This window comes from Pseudarthrobacter sp. alpha12b (assembly GCF_054130495.1).
The window spans coordinates 1,532,275-1,553,234 of sequence record NZ_CP196746.1 but is presented as its reverse complement, the minus strand read 5'-3'; the positions used below and the strand labels follow the sequence as shown (position 1 = coordinate 1,553,234).

Here is a 20,960-nt window from a genome sequence, read left to right as displayed (position 1 = left end):
CTCGAGGAGCCATGCGCCGGCGTCGTACTTTGGTGGTTCTCAGCCCCTGGTGACGGGGATCTTGGATGGCCCGGTTTCCTGCCCCTGTTCCGGCATTGGAGCCCGCACTTCAAGGACGCCGTCCTTGTAGGAAGCGGTCACGTCGTCCTGCTGCACACCGCTGGGGAGGGGAATCCGCCGGACGAAGGAACCGTAGCGGAACTCGGACCGGTAGCTGTCCTTGTCCTTGTGTTCCTTCTTTTCCTCCCGTTCGCCCTTAATCGTCAGGACGCCGTCAGTGACCGTCACGTCCACGTCCTTCTCCGGGTCGATGCCGGGCAGCTCAGCCCGCACCACGAGAGTGTTGCCGTCCACCATCTCTTCAACCCGGATGGCGGCGGACCCCATGTCACCCTCGAAAAGCCGTTCGATGACATCCATGGGGGAGCGGCGGTTATCAAACCATTTCATCAGGTCAGTCATTCTTGCCTCCTGCTCATGTTCGAAGCCGGACCGTCGCGTTGCCCGGCAATTCCACCATCCCCTTCCGGTGAATCCGGTTCCAGAGTCAAAGGTCCCAGCCCGCTTCCACCGGCAGGCATGGGCGGGGGCCGGGTGAAGCGGCCGACCAGTTCGATCGCCAGGCACCCTGCCGCAGCTACGGAAACCGCCACGATCAGCAGGGCGGCGGGGGGCCATTCCACCCGGAAAAAGTCCTGCGTCAATGGAAGGCTGAACAACAGGACCAGCCCCGCGTACATTCCGGCGAGGATCAGCCCCTTTGTCCAGTTGAGGGGGCGGGATGCCATCACCAGTATCCACGCGGCCACCAAACCCAGGGTCATGGTCGCCGCAGACTGCGCCGACTGAAGACTGTGTCCGCCCCATAACTGCCCATAGGCGCTCACCGCCAGGACGCACACGGCCGTGCAGATGCCAGCGGGCACCGCGAATGCAATCGAACGCCTGAGGAATCCGGGTGCGTACCGCTGGCCGCCGGGCTGCAGTGCGAGGAAGAACGCCGGCAGGCCGATGGTCAACCCGTCCAGCGCGGACAGCTGCCGCGGCAGGAACGGAAAGGCCAGCAACAGGATGCCGGTGACCAACGAGATGACCGTGGCGTAGACGGTCTTGCTCAGGAAGACCAGGGAGACGCGTTCGATGTTGCTGATGGCCCGGCGTCCCTCATCCACCACCGCCGGCAGCCTTTCGAAGCGCCCGTCCAGGAGGACCATGCGGGCCACGGCCTTCGTGGCAGGCGAAGCAGAGTCCATGGCGATGCCCAGGTCCGCCTCCTTGAGCGCCAGGACGTCGTTCACTCCGTCCCCGGTCATTGCCACGGTATGCCCCCGCCGCTTCAGGGCCTGGACCAGGTCCCGCTTCTGGGATGGCGTCACACTTCCGAAGAGGTTTTGGGACTCAACGGCTTCCTCCAGCAGGAGCGGATCGCCGGGAAGCGCCCGTGCGTCATAGGCGATCCCGGTTCCAAAGCCCACGCGGCGGGCAAGAGCTGCCACTGTCCGGGGATCGTCACCGGAGATGATCTTGACGGTAACCCCCTGCCGCCGGAAGTAGTCGAGCGTTTTCGCGGCGTCCGGGCGAATGCTCTCGCGGAAGGTCAGCAGCAGGATGGGCACCAACTCCGGGGGCAGACCCGCCTCCGGGGCGTCCGGGGGCAGCGGCGCCGGAAGGTGGGCCAGTGCCAGCGTCCTCAGCCCGGTGGAGGCGAGGGCCACCGCCCTGCCGTGCGCAGATGCGCAGCCAGGGGAACCGAGCACGGCATCGGGGGCTCCGAGGATCCAGGTGCCGGGTGCGGCGGACCCGGGCGCGAACGTCACCGAGCTCCACTTCCGGGCGGAGGAAAACGGGACGGAGCCACGCTCCGGGAGCGGAGCCTGGACGGGAAAGGCGGCCCCGATCGCCGCAGCGGTGCTGCTGGCTTCCGGACTGGCGCCAAACCACTCCAGGGCCTCCCGCCACCCGACCGCGCGGGCTTCCCCGGCGTCACCCGCGTCGTGGACGGCATCGAAGACCATGGAGCCGGAGGAGAGGGTGCCCGTCTTATCCAGGCAGAGGACGTCCACGCGTGCCAGTACTTCCACGGCGGCAAGTTCCTGGATCAGGACCTTCTGGCGGGCAAGCCGGAGGCCGCCCACGGCAAACGCCACGCTCGTCATGAGCAGCAGCCCCAAGGGAATCATGGCCATGAGGCCCGCAACGGCTCCCACGGCGGCCGGTATCCACCGCCCCGATCCCATGGCTCCAGCCCACCCGCCCTGGTCCTGCATCTGCGCATTCGTGAGCAGCAAGGCGGTAGGCAGGAGCAGCCAGGTGATGACGGTAAAGACTTTCTCCAGGCTCCTGCGGATCTCTGACGTGACCAGGGAGAAGCGCCGTGCCTCGGCTGCCAGCCGGTAGGCGGACGTGTCAGGTCCCACCCGGAGCACGGTGGCCTGGCCGTTGCCCACGAGGATCAGTGAACCGGACAGCAGTATGTCGCCGTCCTGTTTGGGGACGGGCTCGGATTCGCCGGTCAGCAGGGACTCGTCAACTTCCAGCGGGCTGCCGCCGAGAAGTAACAGGTCTGCCGTGACCTGGTCTCCTGCGTTGAGCACTACGAGGTCGTCAGTAACCAGGTCTTCTGAGGAAATGACTTCCCTGGCACCATTCCTGACTACCGTGTTCCGTGCCACCTGCAAAATGGCAAGTTGATCAAGTGAACGCTTGGCCCGGTACTCCTGGATGATGCCGATCAGCGAATTGCTGACGGCGGACAGGCCGAAAAGCGCATCGCGCCACTGGCCAAGGACCAGCAGCAGGATGAAGCACCCACCCACCACTGCATTGAAAAGGGTGAACACGTTGGCCTGGACAATCTCACCGACGCTCCTGCTGGTCGCCGTTGGCACGCTGTTCATGAGTCCGGCAACGGTCCGCTCCCGCACTTCGGCTGTGGAGAGTCCGTCCCGGGCATGGTGGAAATCCAGGCCCGGAACCGATGCCCCGTTTTCCCCAGCTATTGACATGGTGCGGCCGGCCGGCGGGCCCGGTCAGTCCTGGTGCGGCTGCTTATGTGTGCGGGTGATGACGGTTGGGCATGGCGGCTGGGTCAGCACTGCGTGGGCCGTGGACCCTAGGAACAGTCTCTCGAAGCCGCCCTTGCCGCGGCTGCCCAAGACCAGCAGCCGTGCGCCGGCGGCGGCACGGAGCAGGGCGTCCGCCGGCTCCAGGACGGTTTCCATCACAGTGTGCACCACCAGGTCCGGGTAGTCCTGCCTGAGGCCCGCCTCGGTTTCGGACAGCACGATCTGCTCCTCCTCGAGCACATGGCTGGCAAAACTGCTCTGCGGGAGCCCGGCTGCGATCCAGCGGTTGGGGCCGGTGAACGCGTAAAGGACCGTCAGTTCCTCCCCGAGCGCGTCAGCTTCGGCGGCGGCAAAGGCCACTGCCTGCGTTGATTCCTGTGATCCGTCGACGCCCACCATGATGCCGTGTCCGGCATCCTGGCCGGCGCCGATGACAGCCACAGGGCACTCGGCCGTGGCCGCTGCCTGGAGCGCCCGGTCCGTCAGGGCGCCGCGCGTATGGCCGCTGGTACCCAGGACAAGCATTGAGGCATCCTTTGAATAGCCACCCAGCGCAGCCCCCACGCCTCCTTCCAGCAGTTTGAGCGAGACCTGCAGGCCGGGCTCGGCAGCGGTGGCCTTTTCGCCGGCTTCCTTTAACAGGCCCAAGCCGGATTCACGCAGGACGTCAATGTAGGGAAGGACTTCGGCTGCCATCCACCGGTCGTCCACGACGTTCACCACGGTGAGGGGACACTTGAGCCTGTTGGCCCGCGCTGCCGCCCACACCAGGGCGGCGTTGGACGCCGGAGTATCGGTGATACCGACGGCGATCGGCTTGGCAGGTGCCATTTGGGGACCATCCTTTGTGGGTTCTTGTGAAGGGTTTCAGTTCGGGAACCGGACAGTGCTGTCCGGCGCGGCCTACCCTGCGGTGGGCTCCCGGGGCGGCCACCAATGGGTTGGTGCGGCGATGACGAACCTCCGGCCGCTGATGTAATGCGGTGTGATCCTTATCAGGACGTTCTTTTGACCGGGCTGCCAGGGGGAAAGCCCCGCATCCATGGCGTCCTGGGTTTCCTCCGCATCCGACACCACCATGGCATGCCCCTTCATGATCACGCTCCAGGCGATGGTGCCGTACTGGTTCATTCCGTCCGCCTCGACGGCTACCACTTTCCGGTCGGGAAGGGAGGCAAGCTTTGTTCCTTCGCCGGTACGGATGAGCAATGTGCCGTTGGTGGGAACAAAATTCACCGGGTAATTTTCCACGGCGTCGCCGTCAGTGAACGCAATCCTGCAAATGGCAGTTGAACGGAGGTATCGCCAGCAATCATGGACGCCGAGCTCCTTGATTTCCGGTTCTGTCGATGCGGTATTCATGGCCGTAGCCTAGGGCCAGCAACCGGCCGGCGGTAGGGAAGAAGGTCCTGCGCCAACGTGCCGGCCCGGAATCCACTAGCATTGCGGCTATTTTTGCCCTTGCCCTCCTAGAATTGAGCGAGAGCGCCTCCATACCCGGCTGATGGCGGAGTGCGGCGGAGGCGGCCAATCCGCTTCGAACACTTGGACGTGCCAGGACCAGCAGCGCCGCGGGTTGCTGCGGCAGGAGGTGGAAGATGGGCACTGAGCGGCCAGGGCGTTCGCCAATGACGGACAGGCTGGAAGTTCTGGTGCAGGACTTTACCGCCCGGGGCAATGAATTGCCGGATGCCCAGGAACGGATCGATGGCCTATTGGCCGCCGTGGTGGCCCTCGCCGAGAACCTGAGCCTTGAAGCTGTGCTCGACCGTCTTGTGCGGTCCGCCTGCGATCTGGTCGGCGCCCGGTACGGCGCTTTGGGAGTCATCGGCGAGGACCGCAGTCTGAGCCACTTCATCACGGTGGGAATTGATGAACAAGGTACCCAAGCCATAGGCGACCTGCCCACGGGGCATGGTGTCCTGGGCCTGCTGATCCGTGAGCCGAGGCCCTTACGGCTCCATGACCTCGGCCAGCATCCCATCGCTTCCGGTTTCCCTCCTAACCACCCGCCCATGAGGACTTTCCTGGGCGTGCCGGTCCGTGTCCGCGACGAAGTCTTCGGGAATCTTTACCTGACGGAGAAGCATGGCGGAGAGGATTTCACCACTGAGGACGAAGCCCTCGCCGTTGCCCTGGCGGCCGCCGCCGGCGTGGCCATCCAGAATGCCCGCCTCTTTGAAGACAGCAGCCGCCGGCAGAGATGGCTGGAGGCAGGCATGGAGCTGAGCGGCCGGTTAATCATGACCTCCCATCCGGGGGATGCCGACAACCTGGACACCGTTGCCGAAACTGCCTTGGAGGTGTCGGGCTCGGCGCTTGCAGTGATAGCTGCGCCCGCGGGCGACGGCGTGCTTCGATGCCGGTCATGCGTCGGCGTGCAGGGTCTCCAGGCAGGGCAGCAACTGACGGTCTCACCTGCGGTGTGGGGCGTCATCCAGGGCGGGGGGTCTTTCGTGGCGACGGACCCGCGCCAGGTATTTGATGACGAGGTGGCAGGGAAGCTCGGGTCTGTACTGGTGTGTTCGCTGGGGCACAACTCCGGCGATACCGGCGTTCTCCTGCTGGCCCGCACACATGGAGCCGCCGTGTTCAAGCAGGCCGAGGCGGAGTCCAGCGCCATTTTTGCAAGCCGGATCGGGCTGGCGCTTGACCTGGCGCGCGTAAACGCGCTGCGCGAAGAGAATCTCCTCTTCACTGACCGGGATCGGATTGCCCGTGACCTCCACGACCAGGTTATTCAACGCTTGTTTGCTTCGGGCCTGAGCATCCAGAGCCTTCGCCGCTACACCCTGGACCCAGTGGCGCACGAGCGGATTGCTTCTGTGACCACGGAACTGGATGACACCATCCGCAAACTGCGGGACACCATTTACTCACTCAGAACCGCAGAAGAGGAACATGAACCATTGACGGGCCGGATCCTCCGTGTAGCCCGGGAAAGCTCGCGCAGCTACGCGGTGACGCCCAAGGTGACACTTGACGGAGCGGTGGACTCGATCCGGGATGACGTGGCGGTTCATCTGTTGTCGGTGCTGTCGGAGGGACTCAGCAATGCGCTGCGGCATTCCGGCGCAGACGAAATCCAGGTCACGGTCGCCGTAGGCCGGGATCAGGTGCAGCTTCTTATCAGCGACAACGGCCAGGGCTTCACCGAACCAGTCCAGGTCAGCGGCCTGGCGAACATGCGACATCGCGCTGAGCTTCTGAGGGGCAACTGCGTCATTGACTGCGCCCCCGGTGGGGGCACCTGCGTGAAATGGTCCGTTCCGCTGTCGTAACCCTGGGCAGGGGCCGCCGTCAGGCAGAGTCCGTTGCGCTCTTGGTGACGTACACGGCGGCTTGCGTGCGGCGCTCGAATCCCAGTTTGGCCAGGATGGACGACACGTAATTCTTGACAGTTTTCTCGGCCAGGAACAGGTCGTCGCCGATCTGCCGGTTGGTCAGCCCCTGGCCGATCAACGCCAGCACCTTCTTCTCCTGGGCGCTCAGGCCGTCCAGGCGTGGATCGGTGGGGGTGGTGGAAAGGCCTGCGATGATCCGCTGCTCGACTCCCGGTTCGAACAGGGATTCACCTGCTGCGGCCCGGCGGATACCGGTCAGGAGGTCATCGCTCCTGATTTGTTTCAGGACGTACCCGGACGCGCCGGCCAGGACCGCCCCCCGGAGGGCCTGTTCGTCGTCGTAACTCGTGAGGATAAGACAGCGCAGCCGGGGATCGAGTGAGCGCACATCCCGGCAAACTTCAATTCCCGTTCCGTCCGGAAGCCGCCCGTCGAGAATGGCAATATCAGGGTGCAGGGCCGGGATGCGGCGCGTGGCCTCGGCCGCGGAGCCACTTTCGCCTACGACAAGGAACCCTTCGCCTTCCAGCAGGTCCTTCAGCCCTTGGCGGACAAGTTCGTGGTCATCAAGGATGAACACGCGGACCTGCCCGGAAGATCCTGTCGCTTCATCAGACCGGGTTTCATGGATATGCACCGAACGCTCCCAAATCTCCAGGACCCCGCACGCGCGCAGGGCGGGCCCCCGGGAAGGGCCTGGTCCCATTGTTACCTGTCGGGGCGTGTGCCGGAAGGGACCAAAGTCCGCCCACGGCATGTCGCCGCCGCCGTGGCGGCCAGGACCACGGCAGTGTTTCTCCCGTGGTGACTTTCGGCCCTGTTCGCGGCAGTTGATCTGGTTCACCCTGAGGTCGGACGGCAACGGGAGGCATTGTGGCAACAGCAGGGAACGGGGCAGCGGTGCCTGCCTCCGAACGGCGCCCCAGGATCATCGTCGCGGTGGATGGATCTGATGCCTCCGTCGCCGCGCTCCGGGTGGCCCGGGTCATGGCGGAGCCACTGTCAGCAACAGTTGAGGCCTGGGCATGCTGGGACGTCCCAGCCGGCTACGGGGTGTACCTGGCGGTAGGGATCGAGGGCTTCAAGTATGCCGCCGACCAGGTGCTGCAGCAGGCCCTTGCAGACGCATTCGAGGAGCTGCCGCCCTTTGTACATCCCCGGTTGGTTCGCGGCAAACCAGGTCCGGTGCTGATAGACGCGAGCCGCAATGCGGCCCTGCTGATCGTGGGCAGGCGCGGCCACGGGAGCTTCGTCCTTGGCTCGGTCAGTTCAGCTTGCGTGAGCCATGCGCACTGCCCGGTGCTCGTGGTCCACGCCCCGGAGCCGCAGGCCGACGGCGACGTTGCCCACGCATAGGCGCAGAGTCCTAGTGCCCGTGAGGGTCCTGCCCATGATGGTGGGCCGTGCCATCTCCCACCAGTTCGTGCAGCCCTTCCACTGCCTGGGCAAGCGATAGCCCGGGGGATTCTACGACGAAGGGCATCAGGAGTCGGTTCTCCTTGTCCAGGTGGAGGGCGAAGATCCGCTGGATTGCGCCGGCCGCCACTGCGGCTGCAATGCCGTCTGACGTCCTGAGCTCGTCAACCAGGCCCACGATGACCTGATGCTCTGCCAGCATCCCGTCCACCAGCAGCCTGGCCTCCGGCATGCCGTGCGGCCCGCTGTAAAGGGGTCCCTCTTCTGCCAGGGCATGCGGCACCAGCTCCTTGTCGCACCAGTCCAGCAGGGCTGCCTGCGTTTCCTGCCCGGCGTCAGGGTCCCGCGTCTCCACGGCCTCCGTCAGCAGGCCCACCAGCCCGTTGAGGTGCCGCAGCATGTGGGCATGGTGCGCCTCGACCGCCTGCAGGGCCTGCGCCTCGGCGGAGGCATCCTTGCCGGTCCCGGTTGCAGCGTTCATTCGCTGTGGCCTTCCACTTGGGTGATACGCCGGTTAGTGTTCCGCAGGGACCAGCGGATGTCCTTGATTGCCCAGTAGGCCGCCCCGTTCATGACGGCAAAACCTGCGATGCCCAGTAAGGGGGTGCGGACCACCAGTCCAACAAGCAGGACGCAGGCACCTGCTGCGACGAAGATGAGTCCCCGCCGGAAGCGGGTACGGAGTGAAACCGCAAAGGCGTCCTTGTTGAGCAGGGCTGCCAGCTTGGGGTCGTCCGCTTCCAGGCCATGGATGATCAGGTCGAGTTCGCGTTTCTCGAATTCAGAGAGTGGCACAGCTGCACCCCACCGTCCATTGCCTACGGCAGCCACGGACTCAGGTACCCGGTTGGCCGCGCAGGACAGCCAACCTGTTCTGGTATTCCGTAGTGTCGATCTCCCCGCGGGCGAAACGCTCAGCCAGGACGTCCTCTGCCATCCGAGGGGGTTGCGGGTGGGTACCGTATGGGGAGGGTGCCCGCAGGGAACGGGCCAGCAGGACAATGCCGGTGATGATTGCTCCCCAGACCACCACCATGCTGATGCTCATCAGGACATAGCCCCACAGGCCCATGCCATCGTTCCAGCCGTACATTTCCACGACCTCCGCTCCCATGAAGGCGGACGCCAGCCGTCTGCTTTCCGTTCCAGTATTGGGCCCCGGCCGGGGCCGGGGGAGAGCCATTGGTCCTGTTTCGGCCATCTGGCGGCGGGTCCAGTGGTTGGAAGCCGTGATACTAGAAGCCGCGGCGCCGGAACCGCTTGTCCACGGAGACGGCCAGGGACGCGAGCATTGCCAGGCCAAAGATCCGCAGCCAGGCATCCAGGCTGATGGGGGCTGTGTGGAAGAGCCCGTTCATCAGCGGCGTGTAGGTGAGGGCCAGTTGGCCGGCCGCCTGGACCGCGACGCCGAGGATGAGCCACCAATTGCCGAACGGTCCGATCCGCCAGGCCGGCCGGGTCAGGGACCGGCAGCTGAAAAGGTAAAAGACCTCCACGGCCACGAACAGGTTCACGGCGGAAGTGCGGGCCTGGGCAACAGATGCGCCAACGGCCACCTCGTGGTCGAAGAGCCACCAGGTCCCCGCGACCAGGAGGGCGGAAACGAGCAGGATCCGCACGGTGAGCGCCCACGTCAGCAGGGGGCGGTCCGGCGGCCGTGGCGGACGGGACATCAGTCCTGGTTCCTTCGGTTCAAAGGCGAGCATCAATCCGAGGGCGACGGCGGTGGTCATGTTGATCCAGAGGATCTGGGTGGGCAGGATGGGCAGCGTTGACCCCAGCAGGATGGCCACGAGGATCACCAGCCCCTCAGCCATGTTGGTGGGCAGCGTCCAGACGATGAATTTGGTCAGGTTGTCGAAGACGTTCCGGCCTTCTTCGACAGCTGCCTCGATGGTGGCAAAGTCGTCATCGGTCAGCACGATGTCCGATGCCTCCTTGGCCACTTCCGTGCCGCTGCGTCCCATCGAAATGCCCACGTTCGCCTGCCGAAGGGCGGGCGCATCGTTGACACCGTCCCCGGTCATGGCGGCCACATGGCCGCGGGACTGCAGGGCACCGATGAGGCGTAGCTTCTGTTCCGGCGAAACCCGGGCGAAAACCGTGGCCCGCTCCACCGCATCCGGTAACTTCTCAGCCGGGATGGCGTCCAGTTCCGCGCCGGTCAGGGCCGTCCCGTCGGAACTGTCTGCAGTCAGCCCCACCGCCGCGGCCACGGTCACGGCAGTCCGCAGATGGTCTCCGGTGATCATCTTGACCGCTACGCCGGCTCGCTGGCACGCCTCGACGGACGCCGCGGCCGCTTCCCGCGGCGGGTCGTGCATGGCCTGGAGCCCTGTCAGGGTCATCCGGGCCCGCAATTCGGTGGCGGAGAGAGACGGGCCGTGAGCGGGAAGGAGCATCATGGCCGTGGCGAGTACCCGCAGCCCGTCGTCCGCGAGCGCGTGGGCGGCACTGAGCACGGCGTGCCTGCGGATGGGCCTGCTGACTCCTTGCATATCCATTTCATGGGAGCAGAGTTCCAGGACGCGTTCCACAGCGCCTTTGACGAATACTGTGCCGCCGCCCTGCGGAAGGGTGGAAGCATGCAGGGTGGCCATGAACTGGCGCTCCGACGTAAACGGCATCTCTGTTTGCCGTGGGTTAGTAGCCAGGAAGCCCGGCACATCGATGCCGCCTTTCCCTGCCGCCACGAGCATCGCGGCTTCGGTTGGGTCACCGCGCACCTGCCAACCGGTTCCCTCCCTCCGAACGCTGGCGTCGTTGCAGGCCGCTCCGCCCAGCAGGGACCAATGCAGCGCAGCGTCCCCGGGCCGTGTTGTTGCTTCCGGCAGGTGCCCGCCGGCCGGCTGCTGTGGGGTTGACCGGGAAATGTGTCCCTCGGGACCGTAGCCGGAACCCGTCACGTCGTACATACTCGAGGCAGTCCAGAGCGCACGGACCGTCATCTGGTTCTCGGTGAAGGTGCCGGTCTTGTCCGAGCAGATCACCGTGGTGCTGCCCAGCGTTTCCACCACCGGCAGCCGGCGGACCACGGCACGGCGCCGGGCCATGCGGCGGACGCCGATGGCAAGCGTGACCGTCACGGCGGCGGGCAGCCCCTCCGGGATGGCCCCCACGGCCAGGGCGACGGCGGCCGTGAACATCTGCCCCGGCCGTTCGCCGTGCGCCAGGCCGGCGAGGAACGCCACGGCGGCGAGGGCCAGGATGGCTATGGTGAGCGTGGTGCTGAACCGCGCCAGTTTCAGGGTCAGCGGCGTGGCCACGGGCCGGACCGCGCCGATGAGGCGGTGGATCTCGCCGAGCTCGGTTTCGCCGCCGATGGCGACGACGATTCCCGCGCCGGTGCCGCCGGTCACCAGCGTGCCGCTGTACAGCATGTTCCTCCGGTCCGCCACCGGCGTGACCCGGGGAAGCACCACCTCGTCCTTGGACACGGGCCCGGACTCTCCGGTCAGCGCGGATTCGTCCACCCGCAGGGCGGACAGGCGCACCAGGCGGAGATCGGCCGGAACTTTGTCTCCGGCTTCAAGCAGGACCAGGTCGCCGGGGACCAGGTCCTCGGAGGGGACCTGCTTCCGCTCGCCCCCGCGCATCACCGCTGCGCGCGTGCGGACCAGCGAATGGAGCGCATCCAGGGCCGCTTCGGCCCGTACCTCCTGGATGAAACCGATCAGCGTGTTGACCAGGACCACCGCGAGGATGACGCCCGAGTCAAGGAATTCGCCCAGGAACAAGGTGACCGCGGCGGCGGCCAGCAGCACATAGACAAGCGGGTTGTTGAATTGGCGTCCCAGTTTGCGGAGAATGCCCACGCCTTTGGATCGGGGAAGCTCGTTCGCGCCGAATTCGGCGTGCCTGCGCGCTACCAGTTCGTGGGCCAGGCCCCTGGCGGAATCAGTTTCCAGCAGCAGTACTACCTCGTGGACCGGCAGCCCATGGTGGGCCGGATCCGGGACGCCGTCCGGCTCTCGGCGCCTGCCGGACGACTCCCGGCGTGGGAGGCGCCCTTGCCCGTTCCGGGAGGGCCTGGTCTTCGCCATGGGTGCCGCGGCCTCAGTGCCCCAGCAGGGCGTCGAGGGTGGCGAAACCGTACCCCGCCGCTACGATGTGGTCGATGACCTGCGGGAGGGCGTCGGCATCAAGAGTGGTCCCGTCATCGGGATTGGACCCGATGTGCATGAGGACGATTTCGCCGGGCTGCAGCCCTGCCTGGACGCGATCGGCCACCAATTGGACGCTTGCACCCCCGCTGGTGCCTTTCCAGCCCAGGGTGTCCACCGTCCACCTCACGGCCACGTAGCCCAGGGAGTTGACCGCAGCGATGGTCCGGGCGTCCCGTTCGCCGTAAGGGAAGCGGAACAGCGGCCGGGGATCGGCACCGGCCGCGAGGATGGCCTGCTCGGCGCCGCGCACCTGTTGGGCGATCAGGTCGTTGCCCAGGCCGGTGAATCCCGGATGGGTCATGGAGTGGTTTGCCACCCGGTGGCCGGCCGTCGTGATCTGCGCCACGGCCGCCGGGTTGTTCGCGGCCCAGTTTCCGGTCAGGAAGAAGGTCCCGGCAACACCGCGGGCGGCGAGGGCGGAGAGGATTTTCGGCAGTCCTGCCGCGTTGGCTCCGGCATCGAAGGTCAGTGCCACCACGTGGCCGGCCCCCGGAATGACGGTCAGGTCCTGGCCCCGGAGGGACACCGGAAACGGTGCCGGCTGCGGGGGAATACCCGGCTCCGTCGATGCCGTTGGCTGGTCCGGCCCTTCCGGGGGCTGTGGTTCGGGAACCGGCGGCACTGGAACCGACGGTATGACGACGGGTGGCTCCAGCGGGGTCTGGCCGGCCTCGGGCGTGTCCGTTGCCTGCGCTGTCGGGGCAGCGCCGGGGCTGGCCGGGCCGGCTGTGCCGGGCAGCGCCGACGAAGGGGGCGCCGGCGAAGCGGACGGAGCGGCCGACGGCGGACCGGCCGTGGGTGCCGGAAGCAACAGGGCCAGGGTGATGGCGAGGACCACCAGGGCGACAGCGAGCGCTATGGCGGGCGCCCGCCGTCGTGCTTCACTGGACGGCACCACCATCACCTGCCCTGGAGGCTAATGTCGTTGTCGCCGTTGGTCCGTTCAGGAACCCGTGGAACCGCCGGACTCGTTGTCGGGGCTGTGGACCACCAGGACCGGGCAATGGGCGTGGGCCACGATTGCGGAGCTGACCGAGCCCAGGAGCAGGCCGCCGAACCCGCCGTGCCCCCGGCGCCCCACAACGATCATGTCGGCGTCGCGGCTGGCATCGATCAGCGCTTCCCGGGGATGGCTGCGGATAAGGGTTGAGGTGACGTTGGCCGGTGTTTCGGCTCCGAAGGCCTGCGCCACGGCATCGTCCAGGACCTTCCTGGCACCTTCCTCGAAACCCTCGACGCCCATCATGACGTAGCCGCTGTACATCTGCGGATACTCCCAGCAGGCGACCGCCTGGACCTTGGCGCCCAAGGGAGTGGCCATCCGTTGGGCCTGCCGAAGTGCCTCCACGGACGCCTCCGACCCGTCGACGCCCACCACGATCCTGGCTATTGGTGCCCCGGCAATGCTCATGTCTGCTCCCTTGTCGGACCCGCGTTGTCACGCCCATCATGCCTGCAGGCATGATGGGCGGGGTAGGGCCGAAGGTCACGGCGCGCCGGCGGGTGGCACTCCGGGCCCGGGAATGGCCTCCGCGGGCCACCCGGGTTCGGTGGCGCCCGGGTCCAGCCGGAACGGCGGATACTCATCCCGCATAAGTGCGGTGTACACCAGGACCCGGTAGATCCAGCGGTTGATACCCAGGATGAAATCGAACAGCGGGCGCTGGTAGCGGCCGGTGAACAGCAGGATCACGGCCGCGATCAGGACCAGCAGCCCCAGCAGGGACAGTCCGGATCCCCGTTCGTAAGTGCTGCCGATGACGTTGTCCTCTGCCTGCCACCGCCAAATAGTTCCCGTGGTTCCCGCGAAGGCAGCAACCAGGAGCAGGTGTGGAATGGACAGGAGCCACCATTTCACCAGGACCAGCCCGCGTGAAAGCCGCTGCGGGTACTCCACCTCAAAATCGGCCGGGTAATTGGCACGTTTGAGTGTGAACGGCGGGTAGAGGTCGGTGCCCACGGCCGCGTAGGCGTAGAACGCAACCCGCCAGTTCCACCGCAGGACGCCCACGTTGAAGTCGAACAGTGCCCGCGGGTACCGGCCGGTAAACAGGATGGCGAACCCCGCCACGATGGTGGTGATGACGAACGCGAACCAGAGGAAGAAGAGAAGGATGAAGTGCGGTATGGCCAGGAACCATTTGACCAGCCACATCCACCGTGAAAGGCCGGGATCGAGTTCACCAAAGAGCGTTGAGGGGTAGCCGGGGCGCCCTCCCGCCGCCATGCTGGATGACGGCGGCGGGGGGACGGCCACTGGTGCAGCCGGTACTGCCTGGGCTCCCGGATAGCCCGGCCCGACCATCGATGGCCCGCTCACCGGTGGCCCGCCGGCCGGAGCCGCGGCGTTTGGCGGTCCTGCATGCCGGCCCAGTCCCGCAGCCCCAAAGATGATGAGGGGAATACCAATCAGCAGGGCGATGATGCCGCCCACCAGCAGCCCTGTGGCTGCCGGCCGGATCAGGTCGGAGCGGAAGCCGGCCTGCGCCTGGACGTCAACGCCCGGGGAGGCGTCGGCGTTCATCACCACTACTTCCCAGGCGCCGGGCGTGATGTTCCAGGTGAGTTCCTGCTCTCCGGAGCCGGACACGGAGGCGGTCCAAAAGCGCTGGTCCGCCGGCGGTGATCCCGGGCTGCCGCCTGCTACGTCACGGTATTCGGCACGGAATGGCCGCTGGCGGATGTTGAGCAGCTCCGAGTGGTGCACGCCTGACAAGTACTGTTCGACGTCGGCCTGCGGGGCAATGCCAATGAACACCGGTTTATCCGGGGTCCCCGACTCAACGCGCAGCCGCAGGGTGCCCACATCAAAGGGAAGCCTGCCGGGAACATCCTCGCCGATGGCGTCGGCCCGCGGAGAGGTCAGGGCGAAGGAGCTGACGGAGAAACGCGACGTGCCTGACGTCAGGTATCCATCCCCCTGGATTGATCCCACTGCTGACGCCACAGCTCCGCCCGCCAGCGCAGCCAGGCCCGGGAGCGTTATGAGGATCCCGAGGATCAGCAGGATGATGGCGGCGGGCTTTTTCATGGCGTCGAACCTTCCCCGTGGGGGACAAGTGAAGCGTGGAGGAGGATCAGCAGGCGCTGCCGCCTAGATGGTGCCGTGCACGGTGTCAGTGCGCGTGATGATCGTGGGGCACGGGAGGTGCTTCAGCACGCCGTGGGCGGTGGAACCGAGCAGAAGGCGCTTGAAGGCGCCCCGGCCACGGCTGCCCACCACGAGCAGCCTTGCCCCGGCGGCGGCCTCGACAAGGGCGTCCACCGCGCCCTTTTCGCTCTCGAGCCGCTGGTGCACGGTCAGGTCCGGGTAGTCTTCCTTGAGCCCGGCGACCGTTTCGGAAAGCACAATGCGTTCCTCGTCCACCATGAGGTCCGCGAGCGCTCCGGGGGTCAGGCCGGCGTCGATGATGGGGTCAGGCACGTTGACGGCATAAACGACGGTGAGTTCATCTCCCTCGCGGTCTGCCTCGGCGGCTGCGAAGGCGACGGCCTGCGTTGCCTCGGCAGATCCGTCAACGCCCACCACCACTCCGGACCTGCCTTCGAGGTCGTGGGTTCCGACGACGGCGACAGGGACTTTGGCGGCGGTGGCCACCTGGAGTGCGCGGTCCGCGAGCGTGCCGCCCAGGTGCCCGCTGCCGGAGCCGATGACCATCATCGAGGTCTTCTTCGAATACTTGGCCAGCTGCGCGCCCACGCTTCCGGTGAGCAGTTCGGTGGCCGGGGTGACGGGCACGGTTCCTTCAAGCCGGCCGGCGGCGGTCTTAAGGAGTTCCTCGCCCGCCTGCTGGAGTGTTCCGAACCACGGATAGGGTTCGGCAACCCAGCGGTCGTCCACCACGTGGAGGACCACCAGCGGCAGGCCCGCACGGTGGGCGCGGCGGGCTGCCCACAGGACTGCGGCCTGGCTTTGGGCGGAGTCGTTTGTGCCCACAGCGATGGGTTTTTGGGATGTCATGGCCGCACTTCCTGCTCGTCTTGAACCGGTCTTCCGGCCTTTCAAGACTGGCCCCGGCGGCACCGGCACTGTAGGGCCAAAAGTCACGGAAGCGCTGTTCAAGCGCCCCTATGCACCTGGTGCAGCTGGAGCAATGGGCTCCGGGCCGGGCGTGTCCCGTTCTGCGAGGGTCTTGTAGATGGTCCAGCCGACGGCGGCCAGGGGCACAGCGAGCAGCGCACCGATGACGCCGGCCAGGGTTGCCCCCGCGGCCAGGGCAAGGATGATCACCAGCCCGTGGATCCGCAGGACCCGGCCCATGAAAAGGGGCTGGAGGATGTGGTGTTCAAACTGGTTGGCGGCTACCAGGATCACCAGGACAATAAGCGCGGGAACCGGTCCGTTCTCCACCAGGGCCACCAGTACGGCGAGGCTGCCGGCGGCCGTTGCTCCGATGATGGGAATGAAACCGCCCAGGAAGACTACCGCTGCCAGGGGGACAGCCAACGGAATCCGAAGGATCAGCAGCCCGATCAGGACGATGACAGCGTCGACGGCAGCGATGATCAGGGTTCCGCGGACGTAACCGCCCAGCACAACAATGCTGCGTTCGGCCGCGAGGTATGCCCTGCCCTGGTGGTGTCCAGGGAGAAAGCCAATCATGAAGGACCGGATCTTGTCGCCGTCTTTGAGGAAGAAGAACAGGATGACCGCCGTCAGGACAGTGCCGGCCGCAATCTCCCCGGCAGTCCGCAGCCCTGTCAAGGCATCGGCGCCCAGGCTTCCGCCGGCAAGGAATTTCTGGAACTCGCTGCGGGCGGCGTTGATCTGGTCATTTGTCAGCGCGACGGGGCCGGTGGTGATGAATTGCTGCAGCTGGCCTATTCCTGCTTCTGCCCGGGCTGCCAGGACGGAGGCCTGCTGCCTGACCAGTGCGGTGATGCCTCCCACCACGCCGGCAGCCACCGCCAGGATCACCAGGAAGGACGACAGGACGGCAAGGGCGCGGGGCCAGCCCCGCGCCGCAAGCCACCGGACCGCAGGAGCCATGGCCGAGGCCAGGATTAGTGCAACCAGCACCGGAATGGTGACCAGTGGAACCCGGGCGGCGGCAGTCACCGCTACCCAGGCGAGCGCCAGCACGGAGAGCGTCTGGACCGCCCGGATGCTTGCCCGGCCCAGGCCATCGGTCCAAAGAACTGACATCCTGCCGGTGAAGGACCCCGGACGGGACTGGCCTGCCGGGTCCCCGTCGGGGGGCACACTGCGTTCCATGGTCTCCTCCTTGCCTGCGATTGGGACCAGGCTCAAAAAATTGCGTCTCTACTGTCCCTGTTTACCCCTAATCTCCGGTACTGAACTTCGGCAGCGCCGAACATTCAGGAAATCGCAGCATGGCGCCTCCCTGCCACGTCTGTCTTCCGCCGCAGCTCTTCTGTCGCAGCGGAACCTGGGGGACCATGGAAAAGTGCCCGAATCCGCTGCTACCAAGGTTCACATCCGCCCCGGTTGGTCAGTATGCTTACTATTGTCGCCCAACGGTCAAGGAGAAAGGCAGCAACATGACTGAACAGAACGTCCCCGACGATGAGCTGGAAGTCGTGGAGGAAAACGACGTGCTTCTCGACGAAACTCCCGGCGCGGCGTCGTCCCTGGAACTGGACCCCGTTTCAGGTGAGCCGGACAGCTACCCTGGCGCCGCCGAGAACAACCCAGACCGCTGGCAGGAGGACCCGTTGCTGCAGGACGAGGCGGTGAGCGGTGAGGAGGAAGACTTCCTGAGCGACCAGACGCTGCGGGACGAAAGCGCGCAGGCGCGGTACCGCTCCGGCGATGAGCAAGTGCCGCCGGACGCCCCCACCCTCGGGGAAGCCGCAGCGGATGTCGATTTTGGTGAGGCCCCAACCGGCCTTGAGGCTGACGCCAGCGATGACGAGGAAAACTTCGGCGGCTCGCCGCTCAGCGAGTTCGAGCCTGACGACCTGGAACGCTAGCAACCCCGCTGACTGGGCCACGCAGGCCCGGCCGGCAGGGAGGGAGACCCATGCACTCCAAGGAACTGCTGCTCGAAGCCTTCGAGCGCCTCCCGGGCCTGGTCCGGCAGGCACTCGACGGGCTCGATGCGGCACAGTTGCAGCATCGCCCCGGCGGCCATGGCAATTCCATTGCCTGGCTGGTCTGGCACACGGGCAGGGTGGAAGATGCGCAGATAGCCTCGGCCTCGGGCCTGGAACAGGTCTGGAGGGCTGAGGGATTCGTCAGCCGCTTTGGCCTTCCGCTGGCGGGAAATGACACGGGCTACGGGCACTCGAGCGAGCAGGTGGACGCCGTCCGGGCGCCCCGGGAACTCCTGCAGGAGTACTACGAGGCCGTCCACCGGCAGACCGCCAAGGTCCTGGAGGGTATAGGCGATGTCGACCTGGACCGCGTGGTCGACAGGCACTGGGATCCGCCAGTGACCCTCGGTGTGCGGCTCGTCAGCATCCTGGGGGACTGCCTCCAGCACGTCGGCCAGGCCGCCTACGCCAGGGGGCTAAACCACGAAACGGCAGACACCGGCGGTGCGTGAACTCGTGGTGCTGGGCACCGCATCCCAGGTCCCCACCCGTACCCGGAACCACAACGGCTACTTCCTGCGCTGGGACGGCGAAGGGCTACTTTTCGATCCCGGTGAAGGCACCCAGCGCCAGATGATCCATGCTGGGGTGGCGGCCAGCCATATCTCCAGGATCTGCCTTACCCACGTGCACGGAGACCATTGCTACGGCCTGCCCGGAGTCCTGTCACGGATGGCCCTGGACGGCGTCGGGCATCCGGTCCACCTGCACTATCCGGCGTCCGGTGACCAGGTGGTCCGGGCCCTCGTGGCTGTCAGTTCACCCGCCATCGACCTGCGGCTCCACCCCCACTCCGGCACCGGGTCCGTGGCGGACGGCCTCCACATCCGTCCTTTGAAGCACCGCATCGAGACCTACGGCTACCAGATCACTGAGCCGGACGCCCGCACCTTTCTGCCGGAGCGGCTGCGGGCGGCGGGAATTGAGGGGCCTGACGTCGGTCGGCTGCAACGCAATGGGGTCCTGGGGGCCGTCAGGCTGGAGGAGGTGAGCATCCCCAGGCCGGGCCAGCGCTTCGCCTTCATCATGGACACTGCACCGTGCCCTGGCGCCGAAGAACTGGCGGACGGGGCTGATCTGCTGGTCACCGAGGCAACGTTCAGTGACGACGACGCCGGGTTGGCTCAGCAGTACCTCCACCTTACTGCCGGGCAGGCCGGGGAGCTGGCGGCGTCCGGCAGGGCACGCACCCTTGTGCTCACCCACTTCTCGTCACGGTACGGCGACGACGTCCCGCTGCTCAGGGAGCAGGCGCGGGCCAGGGCCCCAGGGGTCACAGTGATCGCCGCCAACGATCTGGAGCGTATTCCCGTTCCGCGGCGTCGGCAACCGGAGCGGGAGGCAGCGGGCGAAACAACGGCGATAGGGTTAAACCATGACGGCAGCAGCTGAATCCACGGTGACTTTTGATGGCCGTTTCGCCCGGGAACTGGCAGAACTCGCGGTGCCCTGGCAGGCCGAGGAAGCACCCAGCCCCGAGCTTCTCGTCCTGAATGACAGGCTGGCAAGGGACCTTGGCCTTGACCCTCGGTACCTGCGCAGTCCCGAAGGTGTGCGGCTCCTGGTGGGAAACCACGTTCCCGTCGGCGCCACACCCGTGGCACAGGCATACGCCGGACACCAGTTCGGTGGGTACTCGCCCCTGCTCGGTGACGGACGGGCCCTGCTGCTGGGCGAGGTCACGGACAGAAGCGGCCGCCTCCTGGACGTCCACCTCAAAGGTTCGGGGCGCACGCCGTTCGCCCGTGCCGGGGACGGCCGTGCCGTCGTCGGACCTATGCTGCGTGAGTACCTCGTCAGCGAGGCCATGCATGCACTGCACATTCCCACCACCCGCTCGCTCGCCGTCGTCGCCACCGGGCGGCAGGTGCGGCGCGATGACATGCTGCCCGGCGCCGTCCTGGCACGGGTGGCAAGCAGCCACCTGCGCGTAGGCAGCTTTCAATATGCGCGTGCCACCGAAAATATGGACCTCCTGAAGCGGCTGGCGAACCACGCCATCAGCAGGCACTATCCGCACGCCGCGGAAGCCGCCAACCCCTACCTGGCGCTGTTCGGGTCCGTCGTCTCGGCCCAGGCGGACCTGGTGGCCCGGTGGATGTTGGTGGGATTCGTGCACGGAGTCATGAACACGGACAACATGACCATCTCCGGGGAAACCATCGACTATGGCCCCTGCGCGTTCATGGACACGTTCAATCCGGCCGCCGTCTACAGCTCCATCGATGTCAACGGGCGCTATGCCTACGCCAACCAGCCGGTGCTGGCCGAATGGAACCTTGCCCGGCTCGCGGAGGCGATGCTGCCGCTCATTGACGAAGACCAGGAAAAGGCGGTCGCCCCGGCGGTGGAGGTGCTGGGCGGATTCCGCGGACAGTACGGCAGGGCGTGGTTCGGCGGCATGACGACCAAGCTCGGCCTGGACAACGTCGACGGACGTGACGACGACGCCGCTGTGTCCGCCCTGGTGGATGATGCCATCGCCATCCTCAAAGACGGCCCGGTGGACTACACGGTGTTCTTCCGGAACCTGGGAAAGGCGGCCCGGGGGGACTTCCGTCCGGTGCGCGGCATGGTTCTTGACCTGGCCGCTGTTGACGCCTGGCTGGAGCGCTGGAAGGCGCTCAAACCTGACGCCGAGTTGATGGACAGTGTGAACCCGGCCTATATTCCGCGCAATCACCTCGTGGAGGAGGCGCTGTCCGCTGCCACGGGCGGAAACCTGGCTCCACTGCAGCAGCTGCTCGAGGCCGTCAGCGACCCCTTCACCGAGCGGCCCGGGCTGGAACGCTACGCGGAAGGTGCTCCCGAGGATTTCGGCAGCTATACGACCTTCTGCGGTACCTGACCGCCGCGGAGCGCCGCGTGGCAAAACGACAGGAGGGTGGCAGCCGGATTTCCCGGCTGCCACC

At 66.4% G+C, this 20,960-nt stretch carries 20 protein-coding genes; 6 read left to right on the top strand and 14 right to left on the bottom strand.

Features of this window, described 5'->3' with window-relative positions; all coding sequences use genetic code 11:
* Positions 1-39 precede the first annotated feature (39 nt).
* The 4 genes from ACTAQI_RS07005 to ACTAQI_RS06990 all read right to left on the bottom strand — a co-directional run bounded on the left by ACTAQI_RS07005 (position 40) and on the right by ACTAQI_RS06990 (position 4,427).
* Positions 40-462 carry an Hsp20/alpha crystallin family protein gene (locus ACTAQI_RS07005; protein ID WP_457950336.1) on the bottom strand — a complete coding sequence of 141 codons (423 nt, stop codon included), beginning with the start codon at positions 460-462 and terminating at the stop codon, positions 40-42.
* Positions 459-3,005 (bottom strand): HAD-IC family P-type ATPase, encoded by a 2,547-nt coding sequence (locus ACTAQI_RS07000; RefSeq protein WP_457950335.1) that lies wholly within the window; start codon positions 3,003-3,005, stop codon positions 459-461. Before ACTAQI_RS07000 ends, ACTAQI_RS07005 begins: the two co-directional genes overlap by 4 nt.
* 24 nt (positions 3,006-3,029) lie before the next feature.
* Complete coding sequence (locus ACTAQI_RS06995) at positions 3,030-3,896, bottom strand: universal stress protein (protein ID WP_457950334.1); 867 nt, start codon at positions 3,894-3,896, stop codon at positions 3,030-3,032.
* Positions 3,897-3,968: 72 nt separating this feature from the next.
* Positions 3,969-4,427, bottom strand: coding sequence for a pyridoxamine 5'-phosphate oxidase family protein (locus tag ACTAQI_RS06990; RefSeq protein ID WP_457950333.1), 459 nt, complete (start codon positions 4,425-4,427; stop codon positions 3,969-3,971).
* A 266-nt stretch (positions 4,428-4,693) separates the two neighbouring features.
* Between ACTAQI_RS06990 and ACTAQI_RS06985 the strand changes: the two genes are divergently transcribed.
* Positions 4,694-6,346 carry a GAF domain-containing protein gene (locus ACTAQI_RS06985; RefSeq protein WP_457950332.1) on the top strand — a complete coding sequence of 551 codons (1,653 nt, stop codon included), beginning with the start codon at positions 4,694-4,696 and terminating at the stop codon, positions 6,344-6,346.
* Positions 6,347-6,365: 19 nt separating this feature from the next.
* On the opposite strand, the gene ACTAQI_RS06980 is transcribed toward ACTAQI_RS06985, so the two are convergent.
* Entirely contained in the window at positions 6,366-6,989 is a 624-nt protein-coding gene (locus ACTAQI_RS06980; RefSeq protein WP_457951006.1) for a response regulator, read from the bottom strand.
* A 293-nt stretch (positions 6,990-7,282) separates the two neighbouring features.
* Here ACTAQI_RS06980 and ACTAQI_RS06975 point away from each other — a divergent pair, with 293 nt between their 5' ends.
* Positions 7,283-7,765: a universal stress protein gene (locus ACTAQI_RS06975; RefSeq protein ID WP_457950331.1), complete on the top strand. Its 483-nt coding sequence runs from the start codon at positions 7,283-7,285 to the stop codon at positions 7,763-7,765.
* Positions 7,766-7,775: 10 nt separating this feature from the next.
* Here ACTAQI_RS06975 and ACTAQI_RS06970 read toward each other — a convergent pair whose 3' ends face one another.
* The 9 genes from ACTAQI_RS06970 to ACTAQI_RS06930 all read right to left on the bottom strand — a co-directional run bounded on the left by ACTAQI_RS06970 (position 7,776) and on the right by ACTAQI_RS06930 (position 17,206).
* Positions 7,776-8,306, bottom strand: coding sequence for a hemerythrin domain-containing protein (locus tag ACTAQI_RS06970; protein WP_457950330.1), 531 nt, complete (start codon positions 8,304-8,306; stop codon positions 7,776-7,778).
* Complete coding sequence (locus ACTAQI_RS06965) at positions 8,303-8,620, bottom strand: DUF3040 domain-containing protein (protein ID WP_457950329.1); 318 nt, start codon at positions 8,618-8,620, stop codon at positions 8,303-8,305. Before ACTAQI_RS06965 ends, ACTAQI_RS06970 begins: the two co-directional genes overlap by 4 nt.
* 40 nt (positions 8,621-8,660) lie before the next feature.
* Entirely contained in the window at positions 8,661-8,918 is a 258-nt protein-coding gene (locus tag ACTAQI_RS06960; RefSeq protein WP_457951005.1) for an SHOCT domain-containing protein, read from the bottom strand.
* A 142-nt stretch (positions 8,919-9,060) separates the two neighbouring features.
* A complete protein-coding gene (locus ACTAQI_RS06955; RefSeq protein WP_457950328.1) occupies positions 9,061-11,868 on the bottom strand; it encodes a cation-translocating P-type ATPase in 2,808 nt (935 codons plus the stop codon).
* Between the two features lie 13 nt (positions 11,869-11,881).
* A complete protein-coding gene (locus ACTAQI_RS06950) occupies positions 11,882-12,892 on the bottom strand; it encodes a polysaccharide deacetylase family protein (RefSeq protein WP_457950327.1) in 1,011 nt (336 codons plus the stop codon).
* Positions 12,893-12,934: 42 nt separating this feature from the next.
* A complete protein-coding gene (locus tag ACTAQI_RS06945) occupies positions 12,935-13,402 on the bottom strand; it encodes a universal stress protein (protein ID WP_457950326.1) in 468 nt (155 codons plus the stop codon).
* Positions 13,403-13,477: 75 nt separating this feature from the next.
* The gene (locus ACTAQI_RS06940; protein ID WP_457950325.1) at positions 13,478-15,022 is read right to left on the bottom strand and encodes a DUF4389 domain-containing protein; all 1,545 of its coding nucleotides are present in this window, start codon (positions 15,020-15,022) and stop codon (positions 13,478-13,480) included.
* Positions 15,023-15,085: 63 nt separating this feature from the next.
* Positions 15,086-15,952 (bottom strand): universal stress protein, encoded by an 867-nt coding sequence (locus tag ACTAQI_RS06935; protein ID WP_457950324.1) that lies wholly within the window; start codon positions 15,950-15,952, stop codon positions 15,086-15,088.
* A gap of 108 nt (positions 15,953-16,060) precedes the next feature.
* Positions 16,061-17,206, bottom strand: a complete 1,146-nt coding sequence (locus ACTAQI_RS06930) for an AI-2E family transporter (RefSeq protein WP_457950323.1) — start codon at positions 17,204-17,206, stop codon at positions 16,061-16,063.
* Between the two features lie 287 nt (positions 17,207-17,493).
* Between ACTAQI_RS06930 and ACTAQI_RS06925 the strand changes: the two genes are divergently transcribed.
* Genes ACTAQI_RS06925 through ACTAQI_RS06910 form a run of 4 tightly spaced genes read left to right on the top strand, consistent with a single transcriptional unit; the run spans position 17,494 to position 20,896 of the window.
* Positions 17,494-17,925, top strand: coding sequence for a hypothetical protein (locus ACTAQI_RS06925; protein WP_457950322.1), 432 nt, complete (start codon positions 17,494-17,496; stop codon positions 17,923-17,925).
* A gap of 50 nt (positions 17,926-17,975) precedes the next feature.
* Entirely contained in the window at positions 17,976-18,500 is a 525-nt protein-coding gene (locus tag ACTAQI_RS06920) for a mycothiol transferase (RefSeq protein WP_457950321.1), read from the top strand.
* A complete protein-coding gene (locus tag ACTAQI_RS06915) occupies positions 18,493-19,440 on the top strand; it encodes a ribonuclease Z (protein WP_457950320.1) in 948 nt (315 codons plus the stop codon). The genes ACTAQI_RS06920 and ACTAQI_RS06915 overlap by 8 nt, the downstream gene beginning before the upstream one ends.
* Positions 19,424-20,896 carry a protein adenylyltransferase SelO gene (locus tag ACTAQI_RS06910; RefSeq protein WP_457950319.1) on the top strand — a complete coding sequence of 491 codons (1,473 nt, stop codon included), beginning with the start codon at positions 19,424-19,426 and terminating at the stop codon, positions 20,894-20,896. The genes ACTAQI_RS06915 and ACTAQI_RS06910 overlap by 17 nt, the downstream gene beginning before the upstream one ends.
* The last annotated feature ends 64 nt before the right edge of the window (positions 20,897-20,960 follow it).